This window comes from Massilia sp. ZL223, assembly GCF_018119395.1.
Taxonomy (GTDB): Bacteria; Pseudomonadota; Gammaproteobacteria; order Burkholderiales; family Burkholderiaceae_D; genus Telluria.
The window spans coordinates 1-21,382 of record NZ_JAGPWD010000034.1 but is presented as its reverse complement, the minus strand read 5'-3'; the positions used below and the strand labels follow the sequence as shown (position 1 = coordinate 21,382).

General features: G+C 68.3%; 16 protein-coding genes. 7 read left to right on the top strand and 9 right to left on the bottom strand.

The window, feature by feature from the left end; all coding sequences use genetic code 11:
• The gene (locus KBW95_RS18850) at positions 1 to 1,680 is read right to left on the bottom strand and encodes an AMP-binding protein (RefSeq protein ID WP_211526083.1); all 1,680 of its coding nucleotides are present in this window, start codon (positions 1,678 to 1,680) and stop codon (positions 1 to 3) included.
• A gap of 108 nt (positions 1,681 to 1,788) precedes the next feature.
• Here KBW95_RS18850 and KBW95_RS18845 point away from each other — a divergent pair, with 108 nt between their 5' ends.
• The 3 genes from KBW95_RS18845 to KBW95_RS18835 all read left to right on the top strand — a co-directional run bounded on the left by KBW95_RS18845 (position 1,789) and on the right by KBW95_RS18835 (position 6,660).
• The gene (locus KBW95_RS18845) at positions 1,789 to 2,241 is read left to right on the top strand and encodes a DoxX family protein (protein ID WP_211526084.1); all 453 of its coding nucleotides are present in this window, start codon (positions 1,789 to 1,791) and stop codon (positions 2,239 to 2,241) included.
• An 86-nt stretch (positions 2,242 to 2,327) separates the two neighbouring features.
• On the top strand, positions 2,328 to 4,889 hold the full coding sequence (locus KBW95_RS18840; protein ID WP_211529031.1) for an EAL domain-containing protein: 2,562 nt from the start codon (positions 2,328 to 2,330) through the stop codon (positions 4,887 to 4,889).
• A 124-nt stretch (positions 4,890 to 5,013) separates the two neighbouring features.
• Positions 5,014 to 6,660, top strand: coding sequence for a sensor domain-containing diguanylate cyclase (locus tag KBW95_RS18835; RefSeq protein WP_211526086.1), 1,647 nt, complete (start codon positions 5,014 to 5,016; stop codon positions 6,658 to 6,660).
• Here KBW95_RS18835 and KBW95_RS18830 read toward each other — a convergent pair.
• From KBW95_RS18830 to KBW95_RS18815, 4 genes are all read right to left on the bottom strand, one after another.
• On the bottom strand, positions 6,657 to 7,307 hold the full coding sequence (locus KBW95_RS18830) for a trimeric intracellular cation channel family protein (protein ID WP_229429878.1): 651 nt from the start codon (positions 7,305 to 7,307) through the stop codon (positions 6,657 to 6,659). The genes KBW95_RS18835 and KBW95_RS18830 overlap by 4 nt on opposite strands.
• A gap of 155 nt (positions 7,308 to 7,462) precedes the next feature.
• Positions 7,463 to 8,047 (bottom strand): cyclopropane-fatty-acyl-phospholipid synthase family protein, encoded by a 585-nt coding sequence (locus KBW95_RS18825; RefSeq protein WP_211529030.1) that lies wholly within the window; start codon positions 8,045 to 8,047, stop codon positions 7,463 to 7,465.
• A 21-nt stretch (positions 8,048 to 8,068) separates the two neighbouring features.
• Complete coding sequence (locus KBW95_RS18820; protein WP_229429877.1) at positions 8,069 to 9,415, bottom strand: APC family permease; 1,347 nt, start codon at positions 9,413 to 9,415, stop codon at positions 8,069 to 8,071.
• A 348-nt stretch (positions 9,416 to 9,763) separates the two neighbouring features.
• Positions 9,764 to 10,864 carry an alpha/beta fold hydrolase gene (locus KBW95_RS18815; RefSeq protein ID WP_229429876.1) on the bottom strand — a complete coding sequence of 367 codons (1,101 nt, stop codon included), beginning with the start codon at positions 10,862 to 10,864 and terminating at the stop codon, positions 9,764 to 9,766.
• Between the two features lie 164 nt (positions 10,865 to 11,028).
• Here KBW95_RS18815 and KBW95_RS18810 point away from each other — a divergent pair, with 164 nt between their 5' ends.
• Positions 11,029 to 11,394 carry a DUF2784 domain-containing protein gene (locus KBW95_RS18810; protein ID WP_211526089.1) on the top strand — a complete coding sequence of 122 codons (366 nt, stop codon included), beginning with the start codon at positions 11,029 to 11,031 and terminating at the stop codon, positions 11,392 to 11,394.
• A 3-nt stretch (positions 11,395 to 11,397) separates the two neighbouring features.
• On the opposite strand, the gene KBW95_RS18805 is transcribed toward KBW95_RS18810, so the two are convergent.
• The 3 genes from KBW95_RS18805 to KBW95_RS18795 are packed head-to-tail and all read right to left on the bottom strand — an operon-like array spanning position 11,398 to position 15,807.
• Positions 11,398 to 13,806, bottom strand: a complete 2,409-nt coding sequence (locus KBW95_RS18805; protein ID WP_211529028.1) for an ABC transporter permease — start codon at positions 13,804 to 13,806, stop codon at positions 11,398 to 11,400.
• A gap of 10 nt (positions 13,807 to 13,816) precedes the next feature.
• The gene (locus tag KBW95_RS18800; protein ID WP_211526091.1) at positions 13,817 to 14,497 is read right to left on the bottom strand and encodes an ABC transporter ATP-binding protein; all 681 of its coding nucleotides are present in this window, start codon (positions 14,495 to 14,497) and stop codon (positions 13,817 to 13,819) included.
• A gap of 26 nt (positions 14,498 to 14,523) precedes the next feature.
• A complete protein-coding gene (locus tag KBW95_RS18795; RefSeq protein WP_229429874.1) occupies positions 14,524 to 15,807 on the bottom strand; it encodes an efflux RND transporter periplasmic adaptor subunit in 1,284 nt (427 codons plus the stop codon).
• 199 nt (positions 15,808 to 16,006) lie between these two features.
• Between KBW95_RS18795 and KBW95_RS18790 the strand changes: the two genes are divergently transcribed.
• Entirely contained in the window at positions 16,007 to 17,344 is a 1,338-nt protein-coding gene (locus tag KBW95_RS18790; protein WP_211526092.1) for a sigma-54 dependent transcriptional regulator, read from the top strand.
• A complete protein-coding gene (locus KBW95_RS18785; protein WP_211526093.1) occupies positions 17,334 to 18,563 on the top strand; it encodes a PAS domain-containing sensor histidine kinase in 1,230 nt (409 codons plus the stop codon). Before KBW95_RS18790 ends, KBW95_RS18785 begins: the two co-directional genes overlap by 11 nt.
• 14 nt (positions 18,564 to 18,577) lie before the next feature.
• Here the strand turns inward: KBW95_RS18785 and zwf are convergent, their stop codons facing one another.
• Positions 18,578 to 20,044, bottom strand: coding sequence for a glucose-6-phosphate dehydrogenase (gene zwf / locus KBW95_RS18780; RefSeq protein WP_211526094.1), 1,467 nt, complete (start codon positions 20,042 to 20,044; stop codon positions 18,578 to 18,580).
• Between the two features lie 437 nt (positions 20,045 to 20,481).
• Between zwf and KBW95_RS18775 the strand changes: the two genes are divergently transcribed.
• On the top strand, positions 20,482 to 21,102 hold the full coding sequence (locus KBW95_RS18775) for a PEP-CTERM sorting domain-containing protein (protein WP_211529027.1): 621 nt from the start codon (positions 20,482 to 20,484) through the stop codon (positions 21,100 to 21,102).
• The last annotated feature ends 280 nt before the right edge of the window (positions 21,103 to 21,382 follow it).

Here is a 21,382-nt window from a genome sequence, read left to right as displayed (position 1 = left end):
TCAGCCGGCCAGGCCCAGGTCCGTGCTCGCCTGTTCGCGCAGCAGGTACTTCTGGATCTTGCCGGTCACCGTCATCGGGAAGCCCTCGACGAAGCGGATATAGCGCGGAATCTTGTAGTGGGCGATCTGCCCCTGGCAGAACTGGCGGATCTCCTCGGCGTCCGCCTGCATGCCGGGACGCAGGACGATGCAGGCGCACAGCTCCTCGCCGTACTTCGGGTCGGGCACGCCGACGCACTGCACGTCCAGCACCTTGGGGTGGCGGTACAGGAATTCCTCGACCTCGCGCGGATAGATGTTCTCGCCGCCGCGGATCACCATGTCCTTGGCGCGCCCGACGATGGCCGCGAAGCCCTGTTCGTCGATCACGGCCAGGTCGCCGGTGTGCAGCCATCCGGCGGCGTCGATGGTCTCGCGGGTCTTTTCCTCGTCGTCCCAGTAGCCGAGCATGACGGAATAGCCGCGGGTCAGCAGTTCGCCCTTGACGCCGCGCGGGACGATCCTGCCGTCGGCGTCCACGATCTTGACTTCCAGATGCGGATGCACGCGGCCGATGGTGGACACGCGCAGCGGCGCCGGGTCGTCCACCGAGCTCTGGAAGCTCACCGGCGAGGTTTCGGTCATGCCGTAGGCGATGGTGATCTCGCCCATGTGCATCTTGCCGATCACCCGGCTCATCACCTCGGCCGGGCAGGGCGAGCCGGCCATGATGCCGGTGCGCAAGGTCGACAGGTCGTAGCGGGCGAAATCCGGATGGTCGAGCAGGGCGATGAACATGGTCGGCACGCCGTGCAGGCCGGTGCAGCGTTCGGCCTGCACGGTCGCCAGCACCGCGCCAGGTTCGAAGCTCTCGCCGGGGAAGACCATGGCGGCGCCGTGGGTCACGCAGGCCAGGTTGCCGAGCACCATGCCGAAGCAATGGTAGAGCGGGACCGGGATGCACAGCCGGTCCTGACTGCCGAGCTTCATCGCCTCGCCCACGAAGAAGCCGTTGTTCAGGATGTTGTGGTGGGTCAGGGTGGCGCCCTTGGGCGCGCCGGTGGTGCCCGAGGTGAACTGGATGTTGACGGGCTCGTCGAACTGCAGCCCCGTCTCGATCGCGGCCAGGTGCGCGCGCTGCCCGGCGCTCGGGGGCGCGAGCAGGGTGTCGAAGCCGCGCATGCCCGGGGTCTGGCCGCTGCCCAGGCGGATCACATGGCGCAGCTGGGGCAGGCGGACGGCATGCAGCCGGCCCGGCGCGCTGGCGCGGATCTCGGGCACGACGTCCTGCAGTATCGCGAGATAGTCGCTGGTCTTGAAGGCCGGCGCCAGGATCAGGCAGGCGCACTGGACCTTGCCCAGGACGTATTCGAGTTCGGCGCGGCGGTAGGCGGGGTTGATGTTCACCAGGACCAGGCCGGCGCGCGCGGTGGCGAACTGGACCAGCACCCATTCGGCGCAGTTGGGCGACCAGATGCCGACCCGGTCGCCGGGCTGCAGCCCCAGGGCCAGCAGTCCGGCCGCCAGCGCCGTCACCCGCTCGTCGAACTGGGCATAGGTCCAGCGCACGTCCTGGTGCGGCACCACCAGCGCTTCGTTGTCGGGGTAGCGCGCGGCGATGCGCGCCAGGAAGGGACCGATGGTCTCCCCGATGAGGGGAACATCGTGCGCTCCGTGGACATAGCTCAGGCTTGGGTGCATAGTGTCTCCATGTAATCGCTTGCCGCCAGCATAGCAAAACCATGGCGCAGGCAATCGACGTACACCCCGGACAGTCAGCATCGATGCGGTCAACCAGAGGAGGCCAGCATGGACACCACCAGCCCCGGCGCTGCGGCGAGAACCACCGTGACCACATCTTACGCGACCGACGACTACGGCAAGCTCCTGCTGCGCGCCGTACTCGCGATCCTGATCCTGTTCCACGGCCTGTCGAAACTGAGCGGCGGCGTCGGCCCCATCAGCGGCATGCTGCAGCAGGCCGGCTTGCCGGCCGTGTTCGCCTATGGCGTGTACGTGGGCGAAGTGATCGCGCCGCTGATGATCCTGGTCGGCATCTTCACGCGCCTCGCCGCGCTGGTCGTGGCCGTCAACATGGTGGTCGCGCTCCTGCTGGTGCATACCAAGGAGTTCTTTACCCTGTCGAACACCGGCGGCTGGGCGCTCGAGCTGCAAGGCATGTACCTGGGTGTCGCGCTGGCGGTGGCGCTCCTGGGCGCCGGCCGCTACAGCATCGGGGGGCGAGAAGGGCGCTTCAACTAGGCGCGTGGAAAGGCGATGCTTATATAATCGGCATCATCGGCCGAAGCGCGACCGTTCGGCCACGCCAACTATTCTGAAACGAGCCGATGCCTACGCCAGCCGCCGACGATCCGCATGACGCCCACCGGTCGATCAAGACCGTGCTGGACACGCTTGGCCTCGATGATGACGTCGAAGGCCGCGTCTTTTCCTTCCTGCAGCATCGCATCCGCGACGTCATCTTCGTGCTCGAGGTGTGTGCGCCGGAACAATACCGTTTCATCTACGTCAACGCCGCATTCCAGGCGACTACCGGTATCCCGCCCGAGGCCGTGGTGGGCAAACTGGTCGACGAGGTGATCCCGCCCGAATCGATCGAGCTGGTCCGTTCCAAATACCGGCGCGCCGTCGAGACCGGCGAGAGCGTGCACTGGGACGAGGTATCGAACTACCCCACCGGCACCAAGGTCGGGGAAGTGACGGTCACGCCGGTGCCGGCCGCCGCCGACGGCGGCATCGCGACCCTTATCGGCACCGTGCACGACATCACCGAGCGCTACCAGGCCCAGCAGCATCTGGCCGAACTCGAAGAGCGCTCCCGCCTTGCGCTGGAGGCCTCGGGTTCCGGTTCCTTCGACTGGCATGCGCACACCCGGCAAGTGTATTTGTCCGACAAATGCCGCCAGATACTCGGCCTGGTGGCCGAGCGCATCGACCTCAAGACGGTTACGCTGGAACGCCTGGCGCATCCGGAAGACCGGCCCGCTGCGGCGGCAATGCTGGCCCAGGTGCGGTCGGGAATGCTGCCGACCTTCGCGCTCGAACTGCGCATCCGCCACCTCTACGGGCACTGGGTCTGGGTGCGCTGCCGGGGGCGGGCGCTGCTGGATGGCGAGGGCCGGGTCACGCGGGTGTTCGGCGCCATCTCGGACATCACGCCGAACAAGGAAGCCGAGGAGGCGATGGAGCGCGCGTCGCTGGTATTCGCGCACAGCAGCGACGCGATCGCGATTTCCGACGCCCTGGGGCGCATCGTCATGATCAACCCGGGTTTCACGCGCATGCGCGGCTACGGGGAGGCCGAGATCATCGGCCGCACCGCCGACTTCTACAGCACCGGGATGGAGCGCGAATTCCACGACGAGAGCCTGCGCACCGAAGTCGCCGCGAGCGGCCACTGGAAAGGCGAGTTGTGGAGCCGGCACCGGGACGGGCACCTGATCGCGGAGCAGCGTTCGGTCACCGCCGTCCGGAACCCCAGCGGAGCGGTCAGCCACTACATCGAGATCGCCAGCGACATCACGCGCGCCAAGAAGGACGAGGAACTGCTGTGGCGCCAGGCCAACTACGACAGCCTGACCGGCCTGCCGAACCGCCACCTGTTCATGGACCGCCTGCGCCATGCGATCCGGCACACGCACCGCGGCGAGCATCCGGCCTTCTCGCTGCTGTACATCGACCTGGACCAGTTCAAGGAGGTCAACGACACGCTCGGGCACCCGGTCGGGGACCAGCTGCTGAAGGAAGCGGCGCGGCGCCTGCTGCACTGCACTCGCGACACCGACACCGTGGCGCGCCTGGGCGGCGACGAGTTCACCGTGCTGCTGGTGGACATGCATAACCTCGACAAAGAAGACCCGCACGTGATCGAGCGGGTGGCGCACGATATCGTCGAGGCGATGTCAACCCCTTTCCACGTCGACGGTGAGACCTTGCACCTGTCGGCCAGCATCGGCATCACCCACTTCCCGGACGACGCCGGCGACGCCGACAGCCTGCTGAAGCACGCCGACCAGGCGATGTACGCGGCCAAGCACCTCGGCCGCAACCGCTTCGCCTACTTCTCGCCGGCGATGCAGGAACGGGCGCAGGACCGGCGCAAGATGAGCGACGAACTGCGCCAGGCGATCGAGCGCGGCGAGCTGCAGGTGCACTACCAGCCGATCGTCGAACTGGGCAGCGGCAGGATCGTCAAGGCCGAAGCCCTGCTGCGCTGGCGTCACCCCGAGCGCGGCTGGATCAGCCCCGTCGAATTCATTCCGCTGGCCGAGGAGACCGGCCTGATCTTCGATATCGGCGAATGGGTGTTCCGTACCGCGGTGAGCGATACGGTGCGCTGGGTGCTGGAGCAGGGACAGCCGATCCAGGTCAGCGTGAATGTCTCGCCGCTCCAGATCACCAAGGGCGGCATGAGCTTCGCGCGCTGCATGGCCTTCCTAGAGGCCCAGGGCTTGCCGCGCCACTCGATCGTGGTGGAAGTCACCGAGGGCTCGCTGCTGCAGCACGACCGGACCGTCGAGGACAGGCTGCGCGAAGTCGAGGAGCACGGCATCGCGCTGGCCCTGGACGACTTCGGGACGGGGTATTCCTCGCTGTCCTATCTCCAGCAATACCAGTTCGAGTTTCTCAAGATTGATCGCGCCTTCGTGGGCAACATGCGCACGGGGAGCCGGCAGCTGGCCTTGTGCAAGACCATCATCGCGATGGCGCATACCCTGGGCATGCGCGTCATTTCGGAGGGGATCGGCGACGAAGACGAGGCCGAGCTGCTGCGCGAGGCCGGATGCGACTTCGGGCAGGGTTTCTTCTTCCATTATCCGATGCCGGCCGAACGCTTCGAACATCTGCTGCGGGCGCGTGACGGCTCTTCCGGCGCGCGGGCGGTGTGAGCCGCCAAATCCGAGGACCTGTTGGTCTATATGCACGCCCGTGCACAACTTTCGTTGCAATAAGGTAAAATATATTTCAAGCAACTAAATACCTTATCGCTACGCGTTTCGCTCGCGCCTCTCCTTGGACAACTTACGCACCTTCGCAAGCCTGCGCGGCCGTCTCACATTCATCCTGATCATGCTGGTCCTCTCGGCCTGTGCGCTGGTGGCCGGTATCGCCTTGTCCGTGGTGGAGCAGGAAGGACGCGACAGCATCGGCTCCCAGCAGTTTTCCCTCCTGTCGGCCGCCGCGGAGCACTTGGCGGCGGACATCGACAACAAGCGAATGCTGCTGCGTACCCTCGCCGAGGGCGTTGTTGGCGGCGGCGTGCCCGCCAGGGAAGAGGTGCAGGGCTTGCTCGAAAGGCATGCCGCCTTGCGCTCGCAGTTCGACAGCGTCGTCGTACTCGATCATGGCGGGCGCATCGTGGCGGGCGTCCTGCGCAAGGGCAGACCGGCGCTGGGGGAGCAGCGCTACGACGACCGCCGCTACTTCAGGGCGACGCTGGCGCAGCGCAGAGGCGTCATTTCGGAGCCGGTCATCAGCAAGGTGACGGGCAAGCCGCTCGTAGTGATCACCGAGCCGGTTCTCGACGCGCAAGGCCGGGTCGTCTACATCCTCGGCGGCAGCATCCGTCTCGATCACTCCAGTTTCTTCGCCAAGATCCGGAACCTGAATCCCGGAGAGCGCGGCTACCTGTTCGCGCTGACGGCGGACGGCATGATCCTGCACCACCCGAACACGGCGCGCCTGCTGCGCAACGTGCGGACCGAAGCCGGCACGCCGGTTCCCGCGACGCTCAAGGCGCTGGGCGGCTGGGAAGGCTGGGCCCAGGCCACGGCGAAGAACGGGACTCCCGCCATCCTGACCTACAAGCGCATGCGGGGGACCGGCTGGATCATCGGCTCGGTCTACCCGACGGAAGAAGCCTTCCACGGTATCCACATCGCCCGCGAAACGGCCTGGGTCGACACCGCCGTGGTGGCGCTGCTGGCCGGCCTGGCGGGCTGGTATCTGCTGCGCATGGTGCTCAGTCCGTTGCACCAGCTGCGCCAGGCGGTGGCCGAGGTGGAACTGGGCCAGCGGGGCATCGATGCCTTCGATTTCAAGCGCGACGACGAGATCGGCGCCCTGGCGCGCGCTTTCCACTCGCTCTCGCTCAAGCGCCGCGCGGCGGAGGTCGAACTGGCGCGTATGGCCATGACCGACGCGCTCACCGGCTTGCGCAACCGGCGCAGCCTGGACGAGGCGCTGGGCGCAGCCTACGAGCGGGTCAAGCGTACGCGCAGCACCTTGGCCGTGGCCTTCCTCGACATCGACCATTTCAAGCGCATCAACGACACCTGGGGCCACGAAACCGGGGACCTGGTGCTGCAGGAGTTCGCCCGCCGCCTGACCAGGGCGGTGCGCGTGACCGACGCCGTGTTCCGCCTGGCGGGGGACGAGTTCGTCATCATCTTCGAGTTCGCGGACCCGGCGCAGGGCCTGGACGTGGCGGCGGCCAAGGTGGTGCAGGCGATGCACGCGCCCTTCGTCATCGGCGGGCGCGAACTGTCGGTGACGACCTCGATGGGCGTGGCCGCCGCTCACTGGAACGAGACCGACCCGAAGCGCATCATGGCCGCCGCCGACGAGGCCTTGTACGAGGCCAAGGGCGCGGGACGCGACCGCTATCAGTTGCGCTACCCGCCGGCGAGATCGCTGGCGCCGGGGATCGAGGCCGGCTAGCGCTCCTGGTTGCCGGCGCCGTCGTTCTCGTCCACCTCCGGGGTGCGCGCGGTCGGCAGGTGCCAGCCGTAGCGGATGGCGGCCAGGCGCAGCCCGAAGCACAGCGCGGCGCCTGCAAGCGCGGTGGGAGTGGTGGGCAGCTGCAGCGCGTCGCCGATGACCACCACCGAGGCGCCGGCCAGGGCGGCGACCGCGTAGATGTCGGAGCGGAACACCGCCGGCACGTTCGACAGCAGCACATCGCGGGCGACGCCGCCGCCGATGCCGGTCAACATCCCGAGCAGCGCGGCCATGATGGGCTCGAGGCCGAACACCAGCGCCTTCTGGGCGCCGGCCACGCAGAACAGGGCCAGCCCGGCGGCGTCGAACCACAGGACCGCATTGTGCATGCGCTGGATGACCGGGTACCAGAAGAAGATCGCCACCCCGGCCAGCATCGACACCGCGAGGTAGCGCCAGTCGCTGATCGCGGCGGGCGGCGTGGCGCCGATCAGGACGTCGCGAACGATGCCGCCCGAGTTGGCGGCGACGAAGGACAGCACCAGCACGCCGAAGATGTCGAGCCGGCGGCGCGCGCCGGCGGTGGCGCCGCTGAGGGCGAACACGAAGGTGCCAATGAGGTCGAGGGTGAGCACGAGGGTCTTCATTGCCGCCCCCATGTCGAGAGAAAGTACTGCGAACACGTCTGCCTGCCTTTGGATGTGAAGGGAAGACCGGCGGCAAGCGCGCGCCGCCGCCAGGTCAATCCGACATGGTAACGCGGCGGCCGGGGAAACGTGCAAGTCGAAGCGTGCAGGGAGGATCAGGCGGCCACTTCGCGCTTGTTGGCCTCGCGGATCGTCCAGTAGAAGATCTTGCGTCCTTCCACCTCGGCCGTCCTTTCGGGCGGCCATTCCGGCCCCATGTCGAAGGCGTGCGACACCACGCGGGTGCCGACCTTGAGCTGCTTCCAAAGTTGCGGACGCAGCTTGGCGTTCACCGTCGGCAGCAGGTAGAGGGTGACCACGGTCGCTTCCGAGAAATCGGTCTCGAACAGGTCGCCGACCCGGAAATTCGCCCTGTCCGCGACACCGGCCCGTTTCGCGTTGTCCTTCGCCTCGGCGATCCTGGCCGGGTCCAGGTCGATGCCGGTCCCGCGCGCGCCGCGTTCCTTGGCCGCGGTGACCACGATGCGGCCGTCGCCGCAGCCGAGGTCGTACAGGACGTCCTTCTTGCCCACCTGGGCCAGGTCCAGCATCTTGTCGACCACGCTTTGCGGCGTGGGGACGTAGGGAACATCGAGATGCCGCGCGGGTGCGGCGGTGGTCTGGGCAAAGGCCCTTCCGGCCGGCAGCAGCAGGCTGGCCGCGTAGAGGAGCAGGGTACGGCGTCGTGCTTGCGGGTTCATGGGAACATCTCCTGGTGACGGTTAGGACAACGGGGGAGTGTGGTTCTCGCTGCGCCGGTGCAGCACCAGCAGCAGGACCAGGCCGAAGGCGAGCACCGCGACGCCGATCCAGGCCGCGTTCAGCCCGCCCAGCGTCTGGCTGCTCACGTACGAGAGGCTGGACCACAGCATGTAGGCGCAGGTGGCGCAGAACAGCAGCGGCACCAAGGGGTAGAGCGGCACCCGGTAAGGCCTGGCGGTGCGCGGCTCGCGCCGGCGCAGTACGAACAGGGACAGGCCGGTCAGCAGGAAGAACAGCCAGAACACCGGGGCCGTGAATTCGACCATCGCCTTGAAGCCGCTGCCCAGGGCCGCGCCGACGCCGACCAGGACCAGCGCCGCCGCGCACTGCAGGGCCATCGCCACGTGCGGGGTGCCGCGGTCGCCGTCCCAGCAACCCAGCCGGCCCAGGGTCCGCCAGTCGCAGCCCATGGCGTAGCCGGTGCGCGCGCCGACGATCATGGTGGCGTTGATCGAGGTGAGGGCGGAGACGGCGACCAGCAGCGAGATCAGCTTTTCGCCCGCCGGCCCGAAGGCGCGCAGCATCACGTCCGCGGCCACCGCGTCGGACGCGGCCATGCCTTCCATGCCGAGCACCGCCCAGTAGGCCCAGCTGACCAGGAGGTAGAGGCTGGTGATGACGATGATGGACAGGACCAGCGCCTTGACCATCCGGCCCGGACCGCCGCGGATCTCTGCGCTGATGTAGGCGGCCTCGTTCCAGCCGCCGTAGGTCAGCAGGACGAAAACCATGGCCAGTCCGATGGACGGCGCCTGGGCAGTGGCGGATGCGCTCTGCACGGGCGGCGCGGGATCGGCCAGGAAGGCCGCGGCGGCGGCGATCAGGAGCAGGCCGCCGATCTCGGCCAGGGTCAGCAGGCTCTGGGCGCCCGCCCCGCTGCGGATCCCGCGCAGGTTGAGCGCCGACAGCACGACAATGACCGCGCAGGCGTAGGCGGTGGCGCCCCAGCCTGCCGGGAGGAAGCTCAGCGGCACGGCTTGCTGCATGTAGTCGCCGAACACGAAGCCCAGCAGCGCGATCGAGCCGGTCGTGATCACGGCGAAGCGTGCCCAGCCGAACAGGAAGGCCAGGGAGCGGCCGAAAGCCCGCCGCAGGTAGTGGTAGTCGCCGCCGGCGTGCGGATAAGCGGTGGCCAGTTCGGCATAGCAGAGCGCCCCGACGAGGGAGACCAGGCCGCCCAGCACCCAGAGCACGAGCATCGTCCCGGGACTGCCGCTGAGGCTGGCGACGATGGAAGGCGACTTGAAGATGCCGGCGCCGATGACGACCCCGACGATCACGGCCATGGCTTCACGCAGGCCGATCATCGGCCGCGGATGGGCTCCGTGAGGACCGGGCGCAGGGCGTTCCGCTTCCAGGGCATCCATGGTGGGCGCTAGGTGGTTCGCCGGCGCCAGGCACGCGACGCCGCGCAGTTGATCAGTAGGAAGACAGTCTTCGACCCCGCTTCCCGTCTCAGTGCGATTCGGATCTTAGCGGGCGCTGCCCGCGGGTGGCGCGCGGTTGCTGCAATGCAGCGAAACCCGTCGAGCCAGGCCGCAGCGGCCGTCCCACGCCGATCGCATGGCTCGCGGTGATCCCTGCAAAGAATATTTGCATCCAAAGCTCCCTGTGCAAAGGTTCTTTGCCGCCGCCGCCGGATCGGTACCGAACGTTCAGGCCTCGCGGATCGTCCCGAGCCACTGGAACAGCGCCGGCCAGATCCGCGCGTGCGCACTGGCGCCCACCAGCACCCCCACATGCTGGAGATTGACCCCCACGTCCCCCTCGTAGCGCAGCAGCAGCTTGCCTTCGCTCGCGGCGGCCTCCATGAAGGGCGCCATGGCCTGCAGGGGAATCAGCTTGCTGCGGGGATCGACCACGCAGGCCAGCGGCGCACGCAGGTCGGCGGGGCCGATGCGCCGCCCGCCGACGTCGAGCTGGCCCTGCATGAAGGCGTCGTGGCGGTAGATGTCCTCGACGATTTCCGTGAACAGCCGCCCCGGCAGGGGAAACTCGTCGTGGGTCCAGCGCTCGACCCGCATATGGTTGGCCAGCGCCGCCGGATTGGCCATCGACAGCCAGCGGTCCATGATGCGCTCGACCTGGAAAGCCTGGGGCTCGGCCATGGCGCTCATCATGTTCAGGAACACACCGGGCACCTGGCGGAAGGTGTCGGCGATCTGGCGCGCGTGCGGGGTGGCCTTGACCAGGGGGGTGAAGCAGCAGGATTTCGCTTCGATATGCAGCGGCGACTCCAGCAGGATGGTCGCGCTCACGTGCTCGGGATGCAGGCAGCTGTACATCGCGGCCAGGATGCCGCCCAGCGAATGGCCGACGACCGCCAGGCGCTGCTCCCCGCTGTCGGCGGCGGCCACCTTGCGGCACACGTCCAGCATGTGGTCGCCATAATCGTCCAGGCCGAAATGATCGTTTTCTTCCGGCACCGGCAGCCACTGGGCCAGGTAGACGCGGTAGCCATGCTCCAGCCAGCGCCGCACCACGCTGACCTGGGGCGCCAGGTCCCAGATGTAGGAGCGCTTGATCGGCGCCGGGACCAGCAGCACCGCCGGGCCTTCGCCGGCGTCGCCGTAGCGCCGCACGTTCAGCCCGGTTTCGGTATGGAGGACAACGGAAGGGGTTTCCACAGAGCCGTAGCCGGCGCGTTCCAGCATCCTGCCGCGCGCCTGGCGGCTGCGGTCCATGTGCTTCAGGGCTTGCGCCCCGAAGGTATTCAGGGTGTTCCAGTTGCCTGCAGTCCACTCGTTCGTCGTCATGAGGAGCCTCGTCTGGTTCTGAGCCATAAGACTCTACGCCAAGTCGCCGCAGCTTCCAACCGTGTTCCAATCGAACGCGGCGGAGGCTTGCGCTGCGCCAAAGCGCCGCAGGCCGCGGCTGATGCGCGTAGCATGAAGGTCCAGACTATCGGAGTCCGGCAGCCATGCTTTACCGCATCCTGGCCGACGCAGTCCTGCTGCTGCACCTCGGCTTCATCCTCTTCGTCGTGTTCGGAGCCTTGCTGGTCGCGCGCCACCGTGGATGGATGCCTGCCCACCTGCTGGCGGCCGTGTGGGGATTCGGCATCGAGGCGAGCGGGGCCATCTGCCCGCTCACCTACGTGGAAAATGCGCTGCGGCATTCCGCCGGCGAATCCGGCTATAGCGGCGGATTCATCGAGCATTACCTCTTGCCGCTGATCTATCCGGTCGGACTGGGCCGCCCTACGCAGGCGGTGCTGGCGGCGGCCGTGCTCCTGATTAATATTGCTCTCTACGCGTGGATCGCCCGGCGCCGCCGGGCGACCTAGCGATTACTCCCGCAGGGCCAGCGCCGGCCGGATGCGCATCGCCGCCAGCGCGTGGCGCGCCGTCGAGCCGAGCGCCACCAGGCAGGCGACCAGCAAGGCCGTGGCAATGGTCCACACCCCGATCGGCGCACGCTCCGTGAACCCGGCGAGGTAGCGCTCGATCGCCAGCCAGGCCGCCGGCAGGCCGATCAGCGCGCCCACCGCCAGCAGGGCGGCGAATTCCTTCCCGACCAGGCGGCCGACGGCCCCGTTGCCTGCGCCGTAGAGCTTGCGCAGCACGATCTCGCGCGCCTTGCGCTGCACGCTGTAGGCGGCCAGCACGTAGATGCCGAACGCGGCGATGGCGGTCGCGATCACGCTCGACGCGCCCAGCAGCTTGGCCAGGCGCAGGTCGTCCGCATAGTTCAGGGCGAACATGCCGGCGGCGCGCTGGATGTCGAGCACGTCGTTGGGGAAGTAGCGCGGCCACAGTTCCTCGATGGCGCGCTTGACTGCTTCCTGGCTGCCGCTGGTGCGCACGGTGAACACCGGCGTGCGGCTCTCCAGGAAGTAGACCGTGGGCTGCATCGCTTCGCGCGCGGAACGGTGCCGGATGTCGGGCGCGACCCCGATCACCTGCATCGCCGTGCCGGAGCCGTCCGGATTGCGCACGTACTTGCCGACCGCATCCTGGGAGCTGGCGAAGCCGAAGCGGCGCGCGCCGGCCTCGTTGACCACGATCTTGTCCTCGTCCTCGACCTTGTCGCGGGTCGGGTCGTACAGCCGCCCGGCGACCTGCTTGAGCCCATAGACGCCGAAGAATTCCGGGCTCACGTACAGGGTGCTGATCTCGACCGCCTCGCCGCCGTCCCGGCGCAGCGCCGTGCTGTTGCGGTTGACCGTGACCGGGGCGTCGCTCTCGGCCACGCCGCTCACGCCCTGCACGCGCAGCAGGGCGTCGCGGAAGGCGCGCACGTTCGCGTTGCGCATGTCGTCCGACGCGGTCAAGACCAGCAGCGGCTCGGGGTCGAAGCCCGGATCGAGGCTGCTGGCATGGCGGGTCTGCCACGCCACCGCGAGCGTCATGCCGGTCAAGCCCATCGCGGTGGCGAACTGCAGCACGGTGAGCACACGGCGCAGGCGCAGGCCGCCGGCGGTCTCGCTGTTGCCGCGCCCCTGCAGGGCGGCGGTCGGCAGCACCTTGAGCGCCGAGAAGGTCGGGTAGGCCCCGGACAGCAGCCCAAGCAGCACGCCCACCAGCAGGCTCAGGCCCACCGACAGCGGGGTGAACACGCGGTCCATCTCGCGCTGCACCAGGCTTGAAAACACCGGCAGCAGCAGCCAGGCCAGCAGCAGCCCGATCAGGGTGGCGATCAGGCAGACCAGCACCGACTCCGCCAGGAACTGGCGGCTCACGGCGCCTGCGCCCGCGCCCAGCACCTTGCGCACCGCGATCTCGCGCTGGCGGCGCAGGGTGCGCACGGTGGCCAGGTTGACGTAGTTGGTGGCCGCCAGCACCAGGATCAGCGCCGCCACCGCGGCCAGGCCGAAGATGGTCTTGCGGTCGCCGTGCAGCTTGCCGCCGCCTTCCACGCTCGGGTCGAGGTAGGCTTCGGGCAGCGGTCCAAGCCGGAAGCTGATCATGTCCTGGCCGTTGAGGGCCGCGATCTGGTCGGGCGCCTGGCGCTGGTAGAAGCTGGACGCCAGCATCGCGCGCCGCACCGCGTCGAGCACCGGCTGGGCGTCGGCGCTCGAGGACAGCTTGACGTAGACGGGGCCATGCGAGGAACCCCAGTTGGTGGTGACCAGGCGGCGGTATTCCTCGTTCCACACCGAGGTGCGGATGCCCGCCAGGATGGCGTAGGGCAGGGTGGTCGCGGCCGGCTGGTTTTCCAGGACGGCGGCGATGCGGTAGGGCTGGCCGGCCACCTGCACCGTCTTGCCCACCGCGTCCGCGCTGCCGAACAGCTTGATGGCGGTCTCGCGGGTGAGGGCGAAGGCGTCGGGGCTGGACAGCGCATCGGCCAGCTTGCCCGCCACCACCGGCGGGCGGAAGATCTGCTCGAAGGCCGGGTCGACCACGGTCAGGCTGACGGTCTGCACCCGGTTCCCGACGCGCACGTCGATCGTGCGGTCGATGAAGGTGCTGGCAAGGAGCGGCACGCCGCTCTGCGTTACCGCGTCGCGCGCCGGCAGGCTGCTCTGCGGGCTCCAGTGGCCGCTGGAGGCGGTCGGGTGGTTCCAGTGCTGCATCAGCCGGTAGATCTTCTGGCGCTCGGGGACATGGCGGTCGTAGGACAGCGAATGGGCCACGTAGCCGAGCAGCAGGAAGCATGCGGCGAAGCCCACGGCCAGGCCGAGGATCACCACGCTGGAATAGGCCGGCTCCTTGATCAGGAGGCGCCAGCCGATGCGGAAGTCGCGCAGGTTCATGCGGTGCTCCTCACGCGGCCTGCAGCGCGTCGACCACCACGCGGCCGTCGAGCAGGTGCAGGGTGCGCGAGGCCTGGGCCGCGTGCGCCGGGGAGTGGGTGACCATGACGACGGTCGTGCCCTCGGCGTTGATGGCGCGCAGCAGGCGCATCACTTCGTCGCCGTGGGCGGTGTCCAGGTTGCCGGTCGGTTCGTCGGCCAGCAGCATGGCCGGCCGCGCCACCAGCGCACGCGCGATCGCCACGCGCTGCTGCTGGCCGCCCGACAGCTGGGAAGGACGGTGTTTGGCGCGGTGGGCCACGCCCAGGCGCTCCAGGATCTCGGTCACGCGGCGGCGGCGCTCGGCGGCCGGCGTCCCCGTGTACTCGAGGGCCAGTTCGACGTTCTCGTGGACGCTGAGTTCCTCGATCAGGTTGAAGCTCTGGAAGATGAAGCCCACGCGCCCGCGGCGAAGTTCGTTCAATCTGGTCTCGCTCCAGCCGGCGACGTTCTGGCCCTCGAACCAGTATTCGCCCTCGGTCGGCACGTCGAGCAGCCCGAGCACGCTCAGGAGAGTGGACTTGCCGCAGCCCGAAGGGCCGGTGATGGCGACGTATTCGCCGGCGGCGATGTCGAGGTCGATGCGGTCCAGGGCGGTGGTCTGGACCTCGCCCGCGACGTGGACTTTGCTGACGCCTGTCAGTTTGAGCATGGTGGCTTCCTTGTGATGGAGGGTGTTCATGGATTCAGTTGCAGCAGTTCGGCCTTGCCGAAAGGCGCGTAGCCGGAGGTGACGACCTGGTCGCCGGCCTTCAGGCCGGACAGCACCTCGACCTGGCTGTTGTTGCGGCGGCCCAGCTGCAGCGGCTGGCGGCGCGCCTCGCCGCCGCCGGGCGACAGGACGAAGGCCCAGGCGCCGCCGCTGTCGCCCAGCCAGGGGCCGGTCGGCAGCATCAGGGCCTGCGCCGGCCGGCCCAGGGTCAGGCGCGCGTCCAGGCTCTGGCCGGGGCTGATGACTTCCGGCTGGCGGTCCGCGAACACCAGCTCCGCGGTGAAGCGGCCCTCGCGGATCTGCGGGAAGACGGTGCGCACCTTGACCGGATAGTGCTGCTCGCCCTGGGCCACGCTGCCGGTGACCCCGGCCGCCACGCGGCTCAGGTAGAACTCGTCGATCAGCACGGTCAGCTTGAAGCGCTTCGGATCGTCGATGCGGCCGATGTGCTGGTCGGGACGCACGGTCTCGCCCACTTGCAGGCGGAAGTCGGTCAGCACGCCGTCGGCGGGCGCGCGCACCGCCAGCGCATCCACGGTCGCATCCACCAGCTGCAGGCCGGACTGCAGGCCGCGGATCGCGGTTTCCATCTGCTGCAAGCCTTGCCGGCGCACACGCTCTTCGGTGGCGATGCTGTCGCGCTCGACCTGCAACGCACGCTTTTGCTGGGCCAGTTTGTCGCTGGATTCTTCTAGCGCGACCGAGGAGATAAAACCCTGGGCGGCCAGGCGGCTGTTGCGGGCGTACTGTTTTTGCGCCTGCTCGAGCGCGAATTCGAGGTCGGCGATGCGGCGCTGGTGATCGGTGCGGCCGGCTTCGTGGGCGACGCGCAGGGTCGCCAGGTTGGAGATCTGCTGCGCGTGCTCGGCCTGGCGCTCCAGCAGCTCCAGGTTGCGCTGTGGATTGGACAGGCGGAACAGCAGCTGGCCCTTCCGGACCGCGTAGCCGTCCTGGACGAAGACTTCCTCGACACGGCCGGATTCGACCGAATCGAGGATGATGGAATTGAGCGGCTCGGCGGTGGCGCGCACGACGATATCGTCGCGGTAGACGCCGGAGACGGCGCGCGCGATGCGCAGGTCTTGCCGGTCCACCTGCAGGCCGTGCGGCATCAGCTGCCTGGCGCCCCAGGCCAGGACGAGCAGGACGGCCGCCGCCGCGACGATGCGCAGGGCCAGCTTGCCGCGCCGCTTGGGCAGCACCGTGTCCATGGCGGCGCCGGTGACGGCATGGGGAGGAAGTCGGTCCATGATCGGTCTCGAAACAAAATGCCTTCCTCTCTGCAAGCTCCGTGCCAGTGCCTTTTTGGCCATGTTTCGGGCGGTTTGGACAGCCAACTGTCCGTATCCGGACACTTCCGGGTGTGCGCTTCCGGACAGGCGGCCTCTGCCTGTCCCCACGGGCATGGCGCGCTGCTAGAATGGCAATCCCACTTCCCCGACCCAGCCAATGGCCGACTCCACCGCACACATCCTGATCCTCGACGACGACCTCGATGTCGCCTGCGCGGCGCAGATGCTGCTGCGCCGCCGCCACGGCATGGTCGAGACATTGGACGACCCAGGCCGGCTGGCCGCGCTGCTGGCGGCGCGCACCCCGGACGTGGTGCTGCTCGACCTGAACTTCACGCCGGGCCGCATCGACGGTTCCGAAGGCCTGGGCGTGCTGGACCGCCTGCGCGCCTTGCCGCGTCCGCCCGCCGTGATCGCCCTGACCGCGTATGCGGACGTTCCGCTGGCGGTGGAAGCGCTCAAGCGCGGCGCCAGCGACTTCATTACCAAGCCCTGGGACAATGCGCGCCTGATCGCCGCCGTGGAAGGTGCGCTGGCGCGCCGCGCGGCCAGCGGCGCGGCCGGCGCGTCAAACCTGATGGGCGAATCCGCCGGCATGCGCGAGGTGAAGGCGATGATCGCCAGCGTCGCGCCGACCGAGGCGAACGTGATGGTGCTGGGCGAGAACGGCGTCGGCAAGGAGCTGGTCGCGCGCGCCATCCACCAGGCCTCGCGCCGCGCCGGCGCCACCTTCCTGGCGGTGGACATGGGCGCGCTGCCGGAATCGACCTTCGAGAGCGAATTGTTCGGCCACCGGCGCGGCTCCTTCACCGACGCCAAGGCCGACCGCGCGGGCCGCTTCCAGGCCGCACGCTGCGGCACCCTGTTCCTCGACGAGATCGGCAATATGCCGCTCCCGGCCCAAACCAAGCTCCTGACCGCGCTGGAACGGCGCGAGGTGACCCCGATCGGCGCCGACCGCCCCGAAGCGATCGACGTGCGCATCGTCAGCGCGACCAACCTGGACGAGGCGCGCCTGTTCGACCCGGCGGTCTTCCGGCCCGACCTGCTGTTCCGGCTGAACACCATCGTGATCCGGGTGCCACCGCTGCGCGAACGGCGCGACGATATTCCGGGCCTGCTGCACCATTACCTGTCGCTGTACGAAGCCCAGTACCAGCGGCCGGTGCGCGAGCTCGCTCCCAGCGCCATGGAGCGCCTGTGCGCCTGGTCCTGGCCGGGCAACGTGCGCGCCCTGCGCCACGCCTGCGAGCGCGCCGTGATTTTGGCCAGCCAGCCGGAGTACCGCTTCGAGGACTTCGGCCTGGCCGCGCCCGCGATCCAGACTGCGCCCGCGGCGCCGCCAGAGGACAGCGCCTTCAAATTGGGCGACCTGGAGCGCGAGACCATCGCGGCGGCCCTCGACAAGGCCAACGGCAACATCAGCATGGCGGCGCGCCTGCTGGGCCTGAGCCGCGCGGCGCTGTACCGCAAGCTGGGCAAGCATGGCATCTAGGCGGGTCCAGGCGGCCGGCGTCGTGCTTGCCGTCGCCGGCGTGGGCGCGCTGTCCTGGGGCGCAGGCGCCTTGCACGCGTCCCCGCGCCTGGCCGTCCTTTGCCTGCTGGGTATCCTGCCTTGCCTGTTCGTGCTGTGGCGCTGCGTGCGGGGCCTGGCTTCCTGGCGGCCCGATCCCGCCGCCGCGACGGCAGTCCTCAACATCGAGCAGCAAAGCCTGGTCGACAACGCGTTGGCCCTGGAAGCGCGCCTGGAGTTCGCACCGATCGCGCTGTTCCGCATCGACGGCGCTTCCGGCCCGGGAACGGTGGCGCCGCTGAATGCCAACGCGCGCAAGCTGACCGCGCCCGGACGCGCGACCGATCCCGCCGAGCTCTATGCCCAGCTGGCGGCCCAGCCGGCCGAGCGTCGTGCAACGATGCAGTTCGAGACCGAACGCGGCGCCGAGCGCGCGCTGGTGGCGGTGGCCTCGATCAGCCTGCATGGCAAGCCCCAGCGCCTCGCGGCCCTGATGCCGGTCGAAACCGAGCTGGAAGCCGAGGCCCTGAACGCCTGGCGCCAGCTGGTGCACGTGCTGACCCACGAGATCATGAATTCGCTGACGCCCGTGGCCTCGCTCTCGCATACCGCCTACGACCTGGTGCGCGAAGCCGAGGGCCTGGACCCCGACCTGGGCGCCGACCTGGGCACCGCGCTGGACGCGATCCGCCGCCGCGCCGACAGCCTGGTCGCCTTCGTGGCGAGCTACCGCAGCCTGTCGAACGTGCCGGAAGCCCATCCGGAACGCATCCGCCTGGCCGAGATGTTCGAGCGCATCGGCGCCCTGGTGAACCCGCTGTGGCGGGCGCGCGGCGGCATGGTGGAGTTTTCGGTGGAGCCGGGATCGCTTGAGCTGGTGGCCGACCCGGGCCAGCTGGAACAGGCCCTGATCAACCTGCTGAAGAACGCCTTCGAGGCCACGGCGGGCGTCGAGAAGGCGCAGGCGAAGGTGAGCGCACGCCTGGTGCGCGGCGCGCGCCTGCGCATCGAGGTGGCCGACGACGGCCCGGGCGTGCCCGAGGACGTCGCCGCCCATATCTTCACGCCCTTCTTCACTACCAAGAAGCAGGGCGGCGGCATCGGCCTGGCGATGGTCCGCCACCTGGTGCACGCCAACGGCGGCACCGTGCGCTACGCCCGGCCGGTCGGGAAGGGCGCGCGCTTCATTATCAGCTTCTGATGCGAGCTTTTAAATCACTCGACCCAGGCGAAGCCGTCGCGCGCCAGCAGCGCGAAGGATTCCGCCGGGCCCCAGGAGCCGGCCGCGTAGGCGTGCGGCTTCTCTCCCAGCGTGCCCCAGCCCTCGATGATCGGATCGGCCCAGGCCCAGGCGGCTTCCAGTTCGTCGCGGCGCATGAAGTGGGTCAGGCGCCCGCGCACCACGTCGATCAGGAGGCGCTCGTAGGCTTCGGCGCGGCGCTGCTGGAAGGCCGATTGCAGGTCGAGGTTGAGCGTGACCTGCTGCATCTGCATCCCGGTGCCCGGCTGCTTGGCCATGATCTGCAGCTTGATCGCTTCTTCCGGCTGCAACTCGATGACCAGGCGGTTGGCCACGCCGCCCGGCGCGTCCGGGAACAGCGGGAAAGGCGGATTGGCGAATTCGACCACGATCTTGGACGAGCGGCGCTGCATGCGCTTGCCGGTGCGCAGGTAGAACGGCACCTTGGACCAGCGCCAGGTGTCGACATGGGCGCGCAGGGCGACGAAGGTCTCGGTCTTGCTGTCCGCCGGGACGTTCTTTTCCTCGAGGTAGCCCGGCACTTCCTGGTTGCCGCTCACGCCGTGGGTGTATTGCCCGCGAATGGTGTCGCGCGCGATGTCGGCCAGGGTGAAGCGGCGCAGCGAGCGCAGGACCTTGAGCTTTTCGTCGCGGACGGCGTCGGCGTTGAGCGAGGTGGGCGGCTCCATGGCCACGATGCATAGCAGCTGCAGCAGGTGGTTCTGCAGCATGTCGCGCATGGCGCCGGTGCTGTCGTAGAAGCCGGCGCGGCTGCCCACGCCGATTTCTTCCGCCACCGTGATCTGCACGCTCGAGATGTTCGGCGCGCGCCACAGCGGTTCCAGGATGGAATTACCGAAGCGCAGCACCATCAGGTTCTGCACGGTCTCCTTGCCCAGGTAATGGTCGATGCGGTAGATCTGCGATTCGGCGAAGTGCTTGCCGACCGCTTCGTTGATCTCGATGGCCGAGGGCAGGTCGTGGCCGAGCGGCTTTTCCAGCACCACGCGCGAATGCGCATCGACCAGGCCGGCGGCGGCCAGCTTGTCGCAGATGGTGGTGAACAGCGTGGGCGCGGTCGACAGGTAGAACACGCGCTGGGCGCCGGCGCGCGAGGCCTGGGCCAGGGCGCCGAAGCTAGGTGCGGCCTGCACGTCCAGGCGCACGTACTCGAGCAGCTTGAGGAACCCGTCCCAGGTCTTCTCGTTGAAGTTGGCGGCGCTGATGAAGGAACGCGAATGCTCCCCGACGTGGGCGAGATAGGCGTCGCGGTCGAAGTCCTGGCGGCCGGTGGACAGGATGCGGGTCGTGGCGGGCAGGTTGCCGTGCAGGTAGGCCATGTAGAGCGCAGGCATCAGCTTGCGCATCGCCAGGTCGCCCATGCCGCCGAAGATCACCATGTCGAGGGGAAGGCCGTTGTCAATCTCAGTCGAGGGAATCATGTCGCTCTATGCAGTAAAAGTTAATTGGTCGCTCCGGCGCGCGCGCCGCGAAAAGCGGGCTGCCGGGCCGGCTGGGCCGGATCAAGGCCGCCGCGCCGCCCTGCATAGGGCGCTGTCGGCGGCGGCGTATGCACGCGGCCGGGATGCGGCTTGTGGCCGGCCCGGGGTGCGAAGAGGGTAGCAGGTCGGTATGCTTGAATGTCGTCATGTCAGCCAGTCGGCTTACCACCCGGTCAATCATTAATGAATGATAACCGCTGTTGTCCTTCCATGTGCGGAGAGGCGGCGTTTTGCTTCCTCAGCGGCATAATTCTTGTCGGGAATCTTTACATTGGGAAAAGTCTCTTCTGCTAAGTTGTTGATATCGCGTGATATTGCACGCATGGCACGTTAATTGCTAAACATGCCACAGTATTTCCAACCTGAATGAGACAATAATGAAAACCACGCTTCTCTCCCTGATCCTCGCTACCGCTTTCACCAGCGCCGCCGTCGCTGCTCCGGTCACCGGCAAGGGCGATCCGGTCCTGACCGGTACCGTCACGGTCGTCAATTTCGACGCACTGGGCAACAGCTGGGTCCCGAGCCTCACTGCCGGCAACCTCAGCATCAGCGGCATCGACGGGTCGATCAGCACCTCGACCACTTATGCCGGCTCGTATAACACCCGCGGCGCGGCCTACGTCGACAATGCACAGGGCAACACGAACGGCTTACGCTTCGACTTCGCCAACTCGGTCAGCGCCTTCGCCTTCAACTGGGGCGCTTCGGACGTCAACTGGACTCTGACCGCCTACGACAGCACCGGCGTCGCGCTCGAATCGACCAGCGTGAACGCAGTGTGGGGTTCGAATGACGGCGACTACTTCGGCCTGGCGCACGCGGGCATCGCCTATGCAGAACTGATCAGCGGCGGCTGGGGCGACTACGTGATGGTCGACAATTTCAGCTTCGTCGAAGAAGCGGTCGCCGCAGTGCCGGAACCCGGCACGCTGGCGCTGTTCGGCGTTGCCCTGGCCGGCCTGGCGCTGGGCCGCAAGCGCAAGCAGGCGCACTGATCGCTCGATAGGCGCCATTCGGCGCCCGCGGCCCTTGATGGCCGGCGAGTGCCGGCCATTCGCATTCAAGCAGGCGTATACCGGGATGCGCCGCATGCGGTCGCTTCCGCCCCAGCCTTTCCAATTCTTCCGGGGGCAGGCCGCGAACCAAATATCGAGGCTGCATGCACAACACGGCCACCATGCAATCCAGGGCTTCGGCGTCGCGATCGGCGGCGCTTCGGCCATCCTGATCCAGCGTCTGACCCGCCGCAGCGCGAAGCCCTGCTAGCGGGTCGCG

Bases quoted from the DNA above. Each gene is read 5' to 3' on its own strand.
- KBW95_RS18850 (WP_211526083.1), bottom strand. From the start codon at position 1,680: ATGCACCCAAGCCTGAGCTATGTCCACGGAGCGCACGATGTTCCCCTC.
- KBW95_RS18845 (WP_211526084.1), top strand. From the start codon at position 1,789: ATGGACACCACCAGCCCCGGCGCTGCGGCGAGAACCACCGTGACCACA.
- KBW95_RS18840 (WP_211529031.1), top strand. From the start codon at position 2,328: ATGCCTACGCCAGCCGCCGACGATCCGCATGACGCCCACCGGTCGATC.
- KBW95_RS18830 (WP_229429878.1), bottom strand. From the start codon at position 7,307: ATGAAGACCCTCGTGCTCACCCTCGACCTCATTGGCACCTTCGTGTTC.
- KBW95_RS18825 (WP_211529030.1), bottom strand. From the start codon at position 8,047: ATGAACCCGCAAGCACGACGCCGTACCCTGCTCCTCTACGCGGCCAGC.
- KBW95_RS18820 (WP_229429877.1), bottom strand. From the start codon at position 9,415: ATGATCGGCCTGCGTGAAGCCATGGCCGTGATCGTCGGGGTCGTCATC.
- KBW95_RS18815 (WP_229429876.1), bottom strand. From the start codon at position 10,864: ATGACGACGAACGAGTGGACTGCAGGCAACTGGAACACCCTGAATACC.
- KBW95_RS18810 (WP_211526089.1), top strand. From the start codon at position 11,029: ATGCTTTACCGCATCCTGGCCGACGCAGTCCTGCTGCTGCACCTCGGC.
- KBW95_RS18805 (WP_211529028.1), bottom strand. From the start codon at position 13,806: ATGAACCTGCGCGACTTCCGCATCGGCTGGCGCCTCCTGATCAAGGAG.
- KBW95_RS18800 (WP_211526091.1), bottom strand. From the start codon at position 14,497: ATGCTCAAACTGACAGGCGTCAGCAAAGTCCACGTCGCGGGCGAGGTC.
- KBW95_RS18795 (WP_229429874.1), bottom strand. From the start codon at position 15,807: ATGGACCGACTTCCTCCCCATGCCGTCACCGGCGCCGCCATGGACACG.
- KBW95_RS18790 (WP_211526092.1), top strand. From the start codon at position 16,007: ATGGCCGACTCCACCGCACACATCCTGATCCTCGACGACGACCTCGAT.
- KBW95_RS18785 (WP_211526093.1), top strand. From the start codon at position 17,334: ATGGCATCTAGGCGGGTCCAGGCGGCCGGCGTCGTGCTTGCCGTCGCC.
- zwf (WP_211526094.1), bottom strand. From the start codon at position 20,044: ATGATTCCCTCGACTGAGATTGACAACGGCCTTCCCCTCGACATGGTG.
- KBW95_RS18775 (WP_211529027.1), top strand. From the start codon at position 20,482: ATGAAAACCACGCTTCTCTCCCTGATCCTCGCTACCGCTTTCACCAGC.